Annotated in this window: 13 protein-coding genes and 1 riboswitch; of the genes, 7 read left to right on the top strand and 6 right to left on the bottom strand. The window is 63.7% G+C overall.

Annotated features, from left to right (window positions below; genetic code table 11):
• The first annotated feature begins 77 nt into the window (after window positions 1-77).
• The gene (locus ABIE49_RS20745; protein WP_210337495.1) at window positions 78-932 is read left to right on the top strand and encodes a sulfite exporter TauE/SafE family protein; all 855 of its coding nucleotides are present in this window, start codon (window positions 78-80) and stop codon (window positions 930-932) included.
• 39 nt (window positions 933-971) lie between these two features.
• Here ABIE49_RS20745 and ABIE49_RS20740 read toward each other — a convergent pair whose 3' ends face one another.
• Together ABIE49_RS20740 and ABIE49_RS20735 are read right to left on the bottom strand one after the other, a co-directional pair.
• The gene (locus ABIE49_RS20740) at window positions 972-2,033 is read right to left on the bottom strand and encodes an HD-GYP domain-containing protein (RefSeq protein WP_192739354.1); all 1,062 of its coding nucleotides are present in this window, start codon (window positions 2,031-2,033) and stop codon (window positions 972-974) included.
• A gap of 270 nt (window positions 2,034-2,303) precedes the next feature.
• A complete protein-coding gene (locus ABIE49_RS20735) occupies window positions 2,304-3,830 on the bottom strand; it encodes a malonate--CoA ligase (RefSeq protein WP_192739353.1) in 1,527 nt (508 codons plus the stop codon).
• A gap of 74 nt (window positions 3,831-3,904) precedes the next feature.
• Here ABIE49_RS20735 and ABIE49_RS20730 point away from each other — a divergent pair, with 74 nt between their 5' ends.
• The 5 genes from ABIE49_RS20730 to ABIE49_RS20710 all read left to right on the top strand — a co-directional run bounded on the left by ABIE49_RS20730 (window position 3,905) and on the right by ABIE49_RS20710 (window position 8,537).
• Window positions 3,905-4,666, top strand: coding sequence for an SDR family oxidoreductase (locus ABIE49_RS20730; RefSeq protein WP_192739352.1), 762 nt, complete (start codon window positions 3,905-3,907; stop codon window positions 4,664-4,666).
• Between the two features lie 134 nt (window positions 4,667-4,800).
• Window positions 4,801-4,881: riboswitch (ZMP/ZTP riboswitch) on the top strand.
• A 35-nt stretch (window positions 4,882-4,916) separates the two neighbouring features.
• Window positions 4,917-5,333 (top strand): dihydroneopterin aldolase, encoded by a 417-nt coding sequence (gene folB / locus ABIE49_RS20725; protein WP_192739351.1) that lies wholly within the window; start codon window positions 4,917-4,919, stop codon window positions 5,331-5,333.
• A gap of 970 nt (window positions 5,334-6,303) precedes the next feature.
• The gene (locus ABIE49_RS20720; RefSeq protein ID WP_192739350.1) at window positions 6,304-6,858 is read left to right on the top strand and encodes a fasciclin domain-containing protein; all 555 of its coding nucleotides are present in this window, start codon (window positions 6,304-6,306) and stop codon (window positions 6,856-6,858) included.
• A 179-nt stretch (window positions 6,859-7,037) separates the two neighbouring features.
• Complete coding sequence (locus ABIE49_RS20715; RefSeq protein WP_192739349.1) at window positions 7,038-7,676, top strand: cytochrome b/b6 domain-containing protein; 639 nt, start codon at window positions 7,038-7,040, stop codon at window positions 7,674-7,676.
• 75 nt (window positions 7,677-7,751) lie between these two features.
• Window positions 7,752-8,537, top strand: a complete 786-nt coding sequence (locus tag ABIE49_RS20710) for a molybdopterin-dependent oxidoreductase (RefSeq protein WP_192739348.1) — start codon at window positions 7,752-7,754, stop codon at window positions 8,535-8,537.
• Between the two features lie 90 nt (window positions 8,538-8,627).
• On the opposite strand, the gene ABIE49_RS20705 is transcribed toward ABIE49_RS20710, so the two are convergent.
• Together ABIE49_RS20705 and ABIE49_RS20700 are read right to left on the bottom strand one after the other, a co-directional pair.
• Entirely contained in the window at window positions 8,628-9,818 is a 1,191-nt protein-coding gene (locus ABIE49_RS20705; protein ID WP_192739347.1) for a YbfB/YjiJ family MFS transporter, read from the bottom strand.
• A 91-nt stretch (window positions 9,819-9,909) separates the two neighbouring features.
• Window positions 9,910-10,773: an EamA family transporter gene (locus ABIE49_RS20700; RefSeq protein ID WP_192739346.1), complete on the bottom strand. Its 864-nt coding sequence runs from the start codon at window positions 10,771-10,773 to the stop codon at window positions 9,910-9,912.
• Between the two features lie 210 nt (window positions 10,774-10,983).
• On the opposite strand from ABIE49_RS20700, the gene leuB reads away from it, so the two are divergent.
• The gene (leuB, locus tag ABIE49_RS20695; protein ID WP_192739345.1) at window positions 10,984-12,096 is read left to right on the top strand and encodes a 3-isopropylmalate dehydrogenase; all 1,113 of its coding nucleotides are present in this window, start codon (window positions 10,984-10,986) and stop codon (window positions 12,094-12,096) included.
• 72 nt (window positions 12,097-12,168) lie between these two features.
• On the opposite strand, the gene ABIE49_RS20690 is transcribed toward leuB, so the two are convergent.
• Together ABIE49_RS20690 and ABIE49_RS20685 are read right to left on the bottom strand one after the other, a co-directional pair.
• Window positions 12,169-12,549 (bottom strand): hypothetical protein, encoded by a 381-nt coding sequence (locus ABIE49_RS20690; protein WP_192739344.1) that lies wholly within the window; start codon window positions 12,547-12,549, stop codon window positions 12,169-12,171.
• A gap of 172 nt (window positions 12,550-12,721) precedes the next feature.
• The gene (locus ABIE49_RS20685) at window positions 12,722-13,555 is read right to left on the bottom strand and encodes a hypothetical protein (RefSeq protein ID WP_192739343.1); all 834 of its coding nucleotides are present in this window, start codon (window positions 13,553-13,555) and stop codon (window positions 12,722-12,724) included.
• Between the last annotated feature and the right edge of the window lie 57 nt (window positions 13,556-13,612).

Genomic DNA, 13,612 nt, shown 5'->3' with positions numbered 1-13,612 from the left:
CAGCTGCCGCTGGCGCGGCAATGGTCGCGCCCCGATTCGTCGGGTAACGCTGCATTGTTCCTCAACGCGCAGGCGGGATGGTGATGGCCGGACTTAATCTCGTCGAGCTTGTCGAACTGGCGCTGATGCTGGTTGCGGTCGGCGCGGTGTCGGGGTTTTTCGCCGGCATCTTCGGGATCGGCGGCGGCGCGATCCTGGTGCCGGTGTTCTATGAGTGCTTCCGCCTTGCGGGCGTTCCGCTGGAGGTGCGGATGCCGCTCTGCATCGGCACTTCGCTCGCGATCATCATCCCGACCTCGATCCGTTCGTTTCGCGCCCATCACGCCCGCGGCGCGGTTGATCTGGGCGTGCTCAAATTGTGGTGGCTGCCGATCATCATCGGCGTCATCGCCGGCAGCATCACCGCGCGCTACGCGCCCGAGCGGCTGTTCAAGATCGTCTTCGTCGGCGTGGCATGGTCGGCCGCCGCGCGCCTGCTGCTGTCGCGCGACAACTGGAGATTCGGCGACGACGTCCCAAAGGGTCCGCTGATGCGGCTCTATGGTTTCTTCATCGGCCTGCTGTCGACCCTGATGGGGGTCGGCGGCGGCCTGTTCGCCAATCTTCTGATGACGTTCTATGGCCGTCCTATTCACCAGGCGGTCGCGACCTCCTCGGCGCTGGCGGTGCTGATCTCGATCCCCGGCGCGCTCGGCTACATCTATGCCGGCTGGCCCGCGGCGGCGCGCTATCCTGACGTCACCGCGTTGCAGCTGCCGTTCGCGATCGGCTTCGTCTCGCTGATCGGCACCCTGCTTGTGATGCCGACCAGCCTTCTCACCGCGCCGCTCGGCGTGCGCGCGGCGCATGCGATGTCAAAGCGCAACCTGGAGATCGCGTTCGGCTGCTATCTCTTCATTGTCGGCAGCCGGTTTGTGATAAGCCTGCTGTAGGAAGCATTATCGACATGAAGCGGCGCGTTCGCGCGCCCCTCAGCGATTCAACGCGACTTCCCGGAATGCCTTGACGAGCGGGGCTTCCAGCTTGCCGTGCATGGAGCCCAGAATTTCATAGGCTTGCGCACGTGGCATCGCGGGGCGGTACTGGCGAAATTCGATCAGCGCCGCAAAAATATCGGCGATGGTCAGGATCCGGACCAGGTCGGAAATGCTTTCGGCGCAAAGCGCATCGGGATATCCGCTGCCGTCGAGATATTCATGGTGGTGCCGGACCGCGTGCAGGATTTCCGCCGAGATGCCGCGCGTCCCCTTCAGGATGGTGTGCCCGGCCGCCGGATGGGTTTCGATCAACGCGCGTTCGCCCGGCTCGAGGCGGCTGGGCTTGTCGAGCACCGCGAGGGGAATCTTGGCTTTGCCGATGTCGTGGAACATCGCCGCCGAATACAGCCGCTCGATGTCAGCCTCGGCCAATCCCAGGCTCAGTCCGAAGGCGACCGCCGTTCCCGTCACCAGCAGGCAATGCTGATAGGTGCCCTCATGGTGGCGGCGGACGACTTCCAGCCATTCGGAGAGACCATCCTCGGCAACGCAGTGGGAAATCTTGCAGGCGGCCGATTTGGCGTCCGCGACGTCGATCGGCTGGCCATGCAGCACCGCGGCGAACATCAGCGCCAGCGAGGCGGCGCCTGCCGAGGCCGCGCCGCGCGCGCCTTGGCCGGTTTCCCGGCCGCCGGCGTCGTCAGTGAGCTCGATCGAACCGGGGTCGATCAGCAGCGCGAGCAGCGACCGCGCGGTGACCGGGTTGAACAGCACGTGCGTGGCGCCAAGCGCATAGGCCTGCGCCGCAAACAGCCGCGCCTTCTGATCGATGATGAAGATCTTTCGCCTGGCGCCCTTGAATTTCGCCGACAGCTCCTTGAGCGCTGTGATGTTGTCGGCGTTTCGAAGATCGACGCTGACGATGGCGGCGTCGCAATTCTTCGGGACGTTGTGTTCCTTGCGGAGCAGGGACGAGCTGACGCTGCACTGCGCCCCCAGCAGCATGCGGAGCGTCGAGATTCGATCCGGTTGATCTGCGACGACGTGCAACAACATCGGTAACATCACCTGGAAGGCGGTTTGGCCTGATCGCCATCGCTTCCGAAAACCAAACCGGCTCGCCGTTTCAAAACGACCGTAATATTACGGGAGTTACAACGAGCCATTCGTCACGCTATCCGCGAAACGGAATTTTTCGGTTAAGTGGCAATGCCCAAAAATCGTTCACATGCGCCGCGCGCCATGGAACTCGGCCGTCGTGGAACCCATCATCGCGGCTTCGTCGGCGCCGGCACAGGCGCCGCCTCATCCGGACAGGGAATGGCTCTATTTTGCGTAAATCTTTGCGTAAGTATCCCGCAGAATATTCTTCTGCACCTTGCCCATCGCGTTGCGCGGCAATTCATCGACGACGAAGACGCGTTTCGGCATCTTGAACTTTGCAAGACGCCCGTCGAGCGCATTCAGCACCGAGGCTTCGCTGATATCGGCGCCCTTGTTGCAGACCACGACCGCGGTGACGCCTTCGCCAAAGTCCGCATGCGGCACGCCGATCACGGCGGATTCGATCACGCCCGGCATGGCGTCGATCTCGCTCTCGATTTCCTTCGGGTAGACGTTGAAGCCGCCGGAGATCACCAGGTCCTTGCCGCGGCCGAGGATGTGCACATAGCCCTTGTCGTCGATCTTGCCGAGATCGCCGGTGATGAAGAAGCCGTCGTCGCGGAACTCGGCTTTTGTCTTCTCCGGCATCCGCCAGTAGCCCTTGAAGACGTTGGGGCCCTTGACCTCGATCATGCCGATGCTGTCGCGCGCGATCTCCTTGCCGGTTTCGGGATCGGTGACGCGCAACGAGACGCCGGGCAGCGGCAGGCCGACGGCGCCGGGCACGCGGTCGCCGTCATAGGGGTTGGAGGTGTTCATGTTGGTTTCGGTCATGCCGTAGCGCTCGAGGATGGCAAAACCTGTCCGCGCCGACCATTCGCGATGGGTGTCGGCGAGCAGCGGCGCGGAGCCGGAAATGAACAGCCGCATGTGTTTGGCGGATTCCTTCGTCAGCGCCGGGCTCTGCAGCAGCCGCGTGTAGAAGGTCGGCACCCCCATCAGCACGGTTGAGCGCGCCATCAGCTTGATGATCAGTTCGGGATCGAGCTTCGGCAGGAAGATCATCGAAGCGCGCGCGAACAGCGTGACGTTGCTGGCCACGAACAGGCCGTGGGTGTGGTAGATCGGCAGCGCGTGGATCAGCACGTCGTCCCTGGTGAAGCGCCAATAATCGACCAGCGAGAGCGAGTTCGAGGTGAGATTGTCGTGCGTCAGCATCGCGCCCTTGGAACGGCCCGTGGTGCCCGACGTGTAGAGGATCGCAGCGAGGTCGTCGCTGGCGCGGGCGACCGTTGCAAACGAAGCATCCGCCTTGGCGGCGGCGTCCGTCAGCGAGCCCTTGCCGTTGGCATCGAGCGTTTCGACCTTGGCGTTGACCTTGGCCGCGATCGCGCCGATGCCCTCCGCCTTGGAGGGATCGCACACCACCAGCGACGGCTCGGCGTCGGTGATGAAATACTCCAGCTCGTTCAGCGTATAGGCGGTGTTGAGCGGCAGATACACCGCGCCTGATCGTACCGTGGCAAGATAGAGGACCAGCGCCGGCACGGATTTTTCGGTCTGCGCCGCCACGCGGTCTCCCGGTTTGACGCCCCTTGAGACCAGCACATTCGCCATCTGGCCGGCGCGGGCGATCAGGTCGGCATAGCTGATGCGCGTGCCGTCGAGCATCTCGATCGCGAGCCGGGAGGGATCGTCGAGCTTGTCGAACAGGCGGGAAAACAGGTTGGCGCTGGCGGTGGTGTTCATGCAACATTCCCTGAGGGGCATCAGGTGGCTGGATTAGCAAAAAGGCCCCTCAAAAAGCAACGGAGACAGTTTGCATGTCAAATAATGGGAAACGCGTGGCCTGGGTGACGGGCGGCGGCACGGGAATCGGTGAATCCGGCGCGGAGCATCTCGCGGCGGACGGCTGGATCGTCGTGGTCTCGGGACGCCGCCAGGCCGAGCTGGACCGGGTCGTGGCCAACATCACCAAAAAGGGCGGCAAGGCCGAGGCGATCGCGCTCGATGTCAGCAGCAGGGCCAACGTCAACAAGGCGGCGGAACAGATCCTCGCCAAGCACGGCCGGATCGACCTCCTGGTCAACAGTGCCGGCGTCAACGTACCGAAGCGGAGTTGGGCGGATGTGGAACCGGAGGGCTGGGACAAGGTCGTCAATATCAACCTCAACGGCGTCATGTTCTGCATGCACGCCGTGCTGCCGGCGATGCGCAAGCAGCAGGATGGCTGCATCATCAACGTCGCGTCCTGGGCCGGTCGTCATGTCTCGAAGATGACGGGCCCGGCCTACACCACGACCAAGCATGCGGTGCTGGCGCTGACCCATTCCTTCAACATGGACGAATGCGTCAACGGGCTGCGCGCCTGCTGCCTGTCGCCCGGCGAGGTCGCGACCCCGATCCTGAAATCGCGCCCGGTGCCGCCGAACGAAACCCAATTGGCGAAGATGCTGCAGCCCGAGGATTGCGGCCGCACCATCGCGTTCGTCGCCAGCCTGCCGCCGCGCGTCTGCGTCAACGAGATCCTGATCAGCCCGACACACAATCGCGGCTTCATCCAGACGCCGGCGAGCAACGATTGATTGCGTTCCCTGTAGCCCGGATGGAGCGAAGCGCAATCCGGGACAAATCCGTCAGCGGATGCGGCAGCCCCGGATTACGCTTCGCTCCATCCGGGCTACGGGTCTTGAGTGACGTCAATCGTGCTCGTATACTCACCCTCTCGCGCGACTGGCGATCGCAGATGGGGCACCATCGGGAAGCGCGAGGTATTCAGCCGCGCGCCTGGGCAATCGGAGAAGTCCGATCCACCTTCTAAGAGAAGGAGCGCCCATGTTGACGACCATCCAGATCGCCGGATTGCAGACGTTCGGGTACCACGGCCTGTTCGAGGAAGAACGCAGGCTCGGCCAGAAATTCACCTTCGACATCGACGCGACGCTGAAGGCGGCGCCGACGCACCGGGACGACAGGCTGGATGCCTCGATCCGCTACGATGCCGTGGTGGATGCTGCCGTGAGTCTTGCCGGCGCGACGAAATATCAAACGCTGGAAGCGCTCGGTGAAGCCGTTGCGATCGGCCTGCTGCGGCGCTTTGCGTTGATCGACGCCATCACCGTCGGCGTCGCCAAGTTCAGCCCGCCGATCCCGCACACGCTCAGCAAGGTCGGGATCACGGTGCGCCTGGTGCGCGCCGATCTGGCGGATCGGCCGGTGGAGCAAGCAATCGAAGCGTTTGTGATTGCGTGAGTTGCTGTCTCGTTCCCTCCCCCCTTGCGGGGGAGGGTTAGGGAGGGGGGTGGCGGCAACGGCAGTGTGTGTGGCTTACCCCTCTCCCCAGCCCTCCCCCGCAAGGGGGGAGGGAGCCGACCGTTCGCGCGGTTCGCCTCTGCAAGTGAACGCAGCAGCTGCGACAAACTGGCCCGACGGGCAACTCACTTCCGATTTGCGGAATTCGTGTCAAGCAGAAAATTTCCGAAAATCAAAAATATTTCTCTTTCCTTCCACCCCAAATCACCTGCACATCAATAGCCATCCCGTCCCACTCAGAGGGGCGTTGGCCATCGTCACAACGAGGGGCGGGTCGCGGTGGACGCTGATGTTGCGATTGACGGTCGCGGCAAAGGCGTACGGCGAAAGCGTGTGGTCCTGGCGCCCGTAACGGCGTCAAGTCTTTCGGGAGCCAACGCTTCCGAGGGGCGACGGTGGCAATAGAGGCCGTCTCACCGGGGAGAGCGCGTCATAAGCCGTAAAGCCATTGCGCAGGGAATGTCGGATGTTCTCCGCTGCCCTGTATGCTCGTGTGCAGCTTTCTTTTGCACTATTCGCACACGAGACCGCGGGTGCAGCGCGCATCCGGCATTCCCTGCGCCCTCTGGATTGAGAGGGCGAAAGTTCTCTGCAAACCTCGGGCGCAATGCGTCGCGGGAACGCGAAACTATTTCCACGTCATTGCGAGCGCAGCGAAGAAATCCATGCCGCCACGCAAAGAAAGAATGGATTGCTTCGCTTCGCTCGCAATGACGTCCCCCATTACCGGATGCCCCCCACGTTCCACCCTCCCGAAAGTTTCAGCCATCACGATAAATTATCCGCCGAAACTGCCCGAAAAACCTCCCGTAGCTCGGCCAACGACGACGAAAACGGTCAACCGACCAGCGTCGTTGTTCTCAGCACCGGCGGCCCTCCGCCGGAGACCTCAATCATCGGGAGAAGATCCATGTCGAACCGTATCGCTTATCTGACCGCCGCCGCCTTCAGCGTGCTCGCGCTCACCGCCACTGTGTCCGCGCCGGCAAGCGCGGAAGAAAAGACCGTGATGGTCGGCGGCGCCGCGATGTTCCCCTCGAAGAACATCGTCCAGAACGCCGTCAACTCCAAGGACCACACCACGCTGGTTGCCGCCGTGAAGGCCGCCGGTCTGGTCGAAACCCTGGAAAGCAAGGGCCCGTTCACGGTGTTCGCGCCGACCAACGCCGCCTTCGGCAAGCTGCCGGCCGGCACCGTCGACACGCTGGTGAAGCCTGAGAACAAGGCGACCCTGACCAAGATCCTGACCTACCATGTCGTGCCCGGCAAGCTTGCCGCCGCCGACCTCAAGGACGGCATGAAGCTCAAGACCGCCGAAGGCGAACAGCTGACCGTGAAGCTCGACGGCAGCAAGGTCTGGATCGTCGACGCCAAGGGCGGAACCTCGATGGTCACGATCTCGAACGTCAACCAGTCCAACGGCGTGATCCATGTGATCGATACCGTGCTGATGCCGGCTTCGTGATCTCCGCGCACGCCTGATTAGTCCCAACGGGATGCGTGGATAGGCGAGCCGGGGCGACCCGGCTCGCTTTTTCGTGAACTCGATAGGCTCCCTGCATCGATCTGATAGCATCTGGGCAGTAACGAAAACCCGGTTCCCGGCGTATAAACCGGTAACCCATTGCAACGACGGAACAGGCCATGTCGAGCATTGCAGCCAGCGACGAGCAAGCCAGCGCCAAAGCAGCCACCAAGGCCAAGGTCATTCAGCCGGCCTGGGTGCGGGCGCTGCACTGGACTAACGCCTTTGCGATGGTCCTGATGATCATGTCGGGATGGAAGATCTACAACGCCTCCCCGCTGTTCGACTTCACCTTCTCGGACAGCATCACGCTGGGCGGCTGGCTCGGCGGCGCGCTGCTCTGGCACTTTGCCGCGATGTGGCTGTTGATGGTCAACGGCCTGATCTACCTCGCTTTGGGGCTCGCCACCGGCCGCTTCCGCAAGAAGCTGCTGCCGATCACGCCGGAGGGCGTGCTTGCCGATACCAAGGCGGCGCTGACCGGCAAGCTGTCGCATGAGGATCTGACCAAATACAATTACGTGCAGAAGCTGCTCTATGCCGGCATCATCGTGGTCGGCATCCTGATCGTGCTGTCGGGTCTGGCGATCTGGAAGCCGGTGCAGCTGCAATACCTGACGGCAATGTTCGGCGGCTACGAAGCCGCCCGTTACGTCCACTTCTTCTGCATGGCCGCGATCGTCGCCTTCATGGTGGTGCATGTCGTGCTCGCGTTGCTGGTGCCGAAGAGTTTGCGCGCGATGATTATCGGTCGCTAGAGCATGATCCGGAAAAGTGGGAACCGGTTTTCCGAAAAGATCATGCTCAAGTAAGAGACTCCTTGGAGAAATATCATGGGCCGCTTGCGTAACCTTTTAATCCCCGGCGTCGACAAGACCCTGCTGGTCCGGGACGCCGTCAAGACGATGCCGGACCTGACGCGCCGGCGCTTCATCTCCGGCGGCGCCAGCCTTGGCGCGCTGACGCTGCTCACCGGCTGCGACGTGACGGACCAATTTTCGGCCGAGGAGATGCTCAAGCAGGTCTCGAAATTCAATGACGCTGTGCAGGCGTGGATGTTCAATCCCGATGCGATGGCGCCGACCTTCCCGGAAAGCGCGATCACCAAGCCGTTCCCGTTCAACGGTTATTACAGCCTCGACGAGGCTCCCGAGATCGAGGCCAAGGACTGGAAGCTCGAGGTGCGGGGCCTGGTCGAGAACAGGAAGTCGTGGACGCTGGAGGAGCTCTACAAGCTGCCGCAGGTCAAGCAGGTCACGCGCCACATCTGCGTCGAGGGCTGGAGCGCGATCGGCAGTTGGACCGGCACGCCGCTGCACGATTTCCTGAAAATCGTCGGTGCCGACATGCGCGCCAAATATGTCTGGTTCCAGTGCGCCGACAAGGACGGCTACAATTCGCCGCTCGACATGCGCAGCGCGCTGCATGCGCAGACCCAGATGAGTTTCAAGTTCGCCGATGAAATCCTGCCGCGCGCCTATGGTTTCCCGATGAGGATTCGCGTGCCGACAAAGCTCGGCTTCAAGAGTCCGAAATACGTGCTCTCGATGGAAGTCACCAACGACTACAAGGGCGGCTTCTGGGAAGACCAGGGATACAATTCGTTCAGCGGAAGCTAGCTTCGTCGTTTCGTAGGGTGGGTGGAGCGCAGCGATACCCGCCATCCTGGCTGTCACACCGGCGGTGGGTATCGCTGCGCTCCACCCACCCTACGCGGTCGTCTTCAGCCGCTTCTGAAACGCGCACAAGACCGCGCCGGTCGCCAGCATCGCCGCGGAAACGTTGAGCGCGAACGAAAGACTGCCCACCGCGTCGGTGATCGCGCCGACCACGATCGGCCCCAGCGTCTGGCCGATGCCGAACGAAATGGTCATCGCCGCGATCCCCATAGGCCAGGTGGATGGCGGATAGTTGAAGCGCACGAAGGCGGTGGTCGATCCCACCACCGCGAAGAACGCAACACCGAACACCAGCGCCGAGATCGCCAGCAACAGCGGCGAGTGCCCGAAGATCGGCAGCGCCGCGCCGATCGCGTTGACGCCCAGAATAATTGCGGTGGTGAGACCGCCGCGATCCAGCGCCAGCACCCGCCGCCATACCCAGGGCGTCGCGAACGCACTCATCCCGATCAGGCTCCAGAACAGGCTCTGCGCCGCCGCTCCGCCGCCGCCATCGCGGACATAGGCGATCATGAAGGTCATGTAGGCGATGTAGCCGGCGCCGAACAGGAAGTAGCCGATGAGATAGGCCAGTACCGGTCCGACCGAGAATCTGGCTGGTGCCGCGCTGTCGATATCAACGCCACCGCCGAGCGGCGCCAGCAGCAGCGGCATGATCAGGAGGGCGGAGAGCAACGTCATCGCCCACCACACGATCCACCACGATCCCGGCCCAAAACCTTGCAGCACGAACGGCGCGATCAGCCCCGACGCGAGGATACCGAGCCCGGGCCCGGCGTAAAACAGGCTGAGCAGGAAATTGGCGCGATCGGGGCGCGTCTGTGCGATCGTGGCCGCCAGCGCCGCGCCGCCGACGAATCCGCCCGCGGCGCCGATGCCCGCCAGCAACCGGGCAAAGCTCAGCACGAAAAAATTGCCTGAGACGGCGCAGAGCGCCAGCGAGATGACGGCGGCGAGCGTTCCCCAGCGCACGGTTCGCGTCAGCCCAAACCGCCGGATCATGCGCGAGGCGAGCAGCGCGCCCGCGAGATAGCCGACGGCGTTGATGGTGTTCATGAAGCCGGCCGCGGAATAGGACCAGCCCAGCGCGTCGCGCATGTCCGGCAGCACCAGGGCATAGGCGAAGCGGCCGATTCCAAGACCGATCGTCGGCGCCAGCGACAGAACGAGGATCAGCCACGCGGGATGCGCGGTGGACGGTGGTTGAACGGCGGCCTTCACAGGATACTCCGGCAAGGCGGCGATTGTGACAGGCGGCTGCCGGCTTGCACAGCCGCGCAGGGAGCAATGGTGTCGTGCCGTTTGCGCAACATCAGCCGACCAGCACCAGCGCTACGCCGACAACCGTCAGCACCGTGCCGGCGACGATGCGCGGTGTGATCCGTACGTGGTGCAGCACCATGGCGCTGAGCAGCAAGGTGACGAGCGGATAGATCGCGGCGACGGGTGCGACCAGCGTGATCGGGCCGTTGCGCAATGCGGCGAACAGCGACAGCAGGCTGAGGCCGTTGCAGATGCCGGTCATGGCGAACCAGAACCGGCCCGGCCATGGCGCTGTCACGACGAAGCTCCCCTTGCGGACGCGCTGCACGGTCAGCACCACGAAGGACGATACGACATAGCCGATCAGGCAGGCCCACAGCGGGCTCGGCCAGATCTCTAACCCAAGCTTGACGATCGGCGGCACGACGCCGCGCAGCAGCGCGCTGGCGAGCGGCAGCAGCAGCGCCCAGCTCCGCCAGTCGCCGAGATCGCGCGGCCGGGTGACGGTGATGATCACGGCGCCGGCCACCGCGATGACGAGGCCGGCGAATTGCAGCGGGTGGAGCGGCTCATGCAGGAGAACGACGGCCAGCGAAACCGCGAACAGCGGCGCCAGATTGCCGAGCGTCGAGGTGACGACCGGGCCCAGCGCGCTGTTGGAGGCAAAGGTCAGCAGGGTCAGCATCGCCGGAAATACCAGCCCGATCGCGGCGAAGATCGGCAGGGCCCGCCAGACCACGGGCTCGCCGGCCAGCAGCAGGGGCGAGACCAGCAGGAACAATAGCGTGAACGAGGGGACGCTGATTGCGGCCCCGGACAGCGGCTCGACCGTTCGCAGCCCGAATTGCGCCGTCACCACGCCCACGCCCAGGAAGCCGGCCGAGGCGAAGGCGAACAGGATGGCTGGGGTCATGAGGTCGAGATGTCCGTCTTGGGGCGGGCTTATCAGCCTTTGTGGCCTGTCCAAGCCGCCTTGCCAATCCGCCCCGGGCGTTTTAGCACTCCCGCGGAATTCCTCCGCTGTCTGCCCGGACTCGACCCGGGCATCCATCGTCTTCAAAGAAGCTGGATTGCCGGGTCAAGCCCGGCAATGACAACCAAACAAGCTCCGAGGTAACTGATCATGGCGACCCATAAACTGCTGCTTCTCCCCGGCGACGGCATCGGCCCCGAAGTGATGGGCGAGGTGCAACGCCTGATCGACTGGCTCAACGCGCAAGGCATCGCCCGTTTCGAGACCGAGCAGGGGCTGGTCGGCGGTTCCGCCTATGACGCCAGCAAGCAAAGCATTACGGATGCGACCATGGCGCTGGCCACGGCGGCCGATGCCGTGATCTTCGGCGCGGTCGGCGGTCCGAAATGGGACGCGGTGCCTTATGACGTGCGGCCCGAGGCCGGATTGCTGCGGCTGCGCAAGGATCTCGGTCTGTTCGCCAATCTGCGCCCGGCGGTGTGCTATCCGGCGCTGGCGGAAGCCTCCAGCCTGAAGCGCGAGATCGTCGAAGGCCTCGACATCATGATCGTGCGCGAGCTGACCGGCGGGGTCTATTTCGGCGAGCCGAAAACCATCACCGATCTCGGCAACGGCCAGAAGCGCGCCGTCGACACCCAGGTCTATGACACCTACGAGATCGAGCGCATCGCCCGGGTCGCCTTCGATCTCGCGCGGAAACGCCGCAACAAGCTGACCTCGATGGAAAAGCGCAACGTCATGAAGTCAGGCGTGCTCTGGAACGAGGTGGTGACGCAGGTGCACGCCCGCGAATACAAGGACGTGACACTGGAGCATCAGCTCGCCGATTCCGGCGGCATGAACCTCGTCAAGGCGCCGAAGGCGTTCGACGTCATCGTGACAGACAACCTGTTCGGCGACATGCTGTCCGACATCGCGGCGATGCTGACGGGGTCGCTCGGCATGCTGCCCTCGGCCTCGCTCGGCGAGATCGACGCCAAGACCAAGAAGCGCCGCTCGCTGTTCGAGCCGGTGCACGGTTCGGCGCCCGATATTGCCGGAAAAGGCCTCGCCAATCCGATCGCGATGATTTCCTCGTTCGGGATGGCGCTGCGCTATTCGTTCGACATGGGCGCGCTCGCCGACAAGGTCGATGCGGCGATTGCCGCCGTACTCGCCAGCGGCCTGCGTACCGCTGACATCAAGTCCGAGGGAACGACGGCGGCCAGCACCACGCAGATGGGCGATGCGATATTGAAGGAATTGCAGAAGCTGCACGCGTAGGCGACGGCGTTGCCAGCACGAAAAAAGCCCGGTCGAGAGACCGGGCTTTTGCATGAAGAGAACTGGCTGCGATCAATACAGCGGGAAGCGCTGCGGATAGCCGCCCATGTCCGACGGCGGGTTGAGCGGCTGACGGTCGATCGGGCGATTGAGATTCTCGCGCGCGAATGACGGGTAGCCGAGGTCCGGCGGGAACGCGTAGTCCTGGAATTTGCGGTCGCCCGGCAACACTTCGGTGCCGGCGTCGAGCCAGGAGCGCGTCGTGACGTAAACGCGGGTGTTCGGACCCTGCTGGTAGACCCGGTTGGGGCCACTGCGTCCGTAGTACGGGCGCCCGTCCTTGTCGTATTGAGCCCTGGACTGGGCGCTGGCTTCGGTCGCGGCGACCGCAACGAGGGCGGCTGCAGCAAGCATCACCACGAGCTTGCTCGCAGCAGGGAATTTAGGGGTCATCGCATCCTCGTCATTCTCAGCCCGTTGGGGCCGATCGCCAAATCGGGTTGGCGCTCATTGTAGCCGCGGCAGGGTGGGCGTCACTAGGTCAATTGCGCCACACCGGACCACAATAATGCCGGCACTGGCGAAAAAGTTTCATGAAAACCAGTATCTTGGCGCGGTATGGCAATTAGAAGGCGCCGCGCAATTGCGGGTTGTCTCGGCCAGTCAGCCAATCTGCCGACAGGGCCGGCGCGGCTGATGTCGCGCAGTCCGCGCGCCTGAGTTCGGCGCGGGCGAATATTTCCGCCAGTTTGGGGTCGTTTCCGGTGCTCAGCGGGGTCAGCCGGTTCAGCATGCAGGAGATCGCGGCCCGGCGGGCCGGCAGATTGTCGCCCTGGCACGACCAGCCGGAGATACGGATATTGGAGTCGCTGACGCGCTTCATGAATCCGAGGCAGCCGCGGGCCGCCTCAGCGCCGCTGATCAGGCGCAGCAGGGTCACGGTACCGAATTTGCTGTCGATCAGGCCCGCGGCTTCCAGCTCGCGCAGGCCGCCCGGGTCCATTCGGGCAGCGATCTCCGCGATCGCGGGGCCGGCATGGCCGAGTTCGCCGCCCGGGCGATAGATCTCGAGTTCGGCGACCGGCCTTTTGTCGGCGCCGCGCCACTGGAAGACGTCCCGGCGGCCGCCCTTCGGGTGCCGAAAAATCTCGTAAGCCTCTGTTTTGTCGTGCGGATCAAACTGGCTGACGGCAAAAGCGCGCGACGAGCGGTCGACCAGGCTCCAGGCGCCCTTCAATGAGGCGTCCCTGGCTGAGGGGTCCATCGCCGCGGCATCGGGCAATTGTTCCCACAGCGCCATGCCGCCCATGGCGAGCAGGGCCAGGGTCACTACATACGCAACCAGCCGTGCCAGCGTACCGCAGACCTCGTCCGCAAAGCTGGTCAGCGCCGGATGGATTCTCGTCGTATAATGGGACTTGTAATGGGACTTGGCCGGTTCGGCCGAAAAGGACTGCATCAAACGCCCAAACGCAACGGTCAAACGTTCTTGCAAACGTTGTACTGAGGGTGTTTC

Source organism: Bradyrhizobium sp. OAE829 (genome assembly GCF_040546575.1).
Classification (GTDB): Bacteria; Pseudomonadota; Alphaproteobacteria; order Rhizobiales; family Xanthobacteraceae; genus Bradyrhizobium.
The sequence above is the reverse complement of the archived record's forward strand: the minus strand, read 5'-3'. Positions and strand labels throughout refer to the sequence as shown.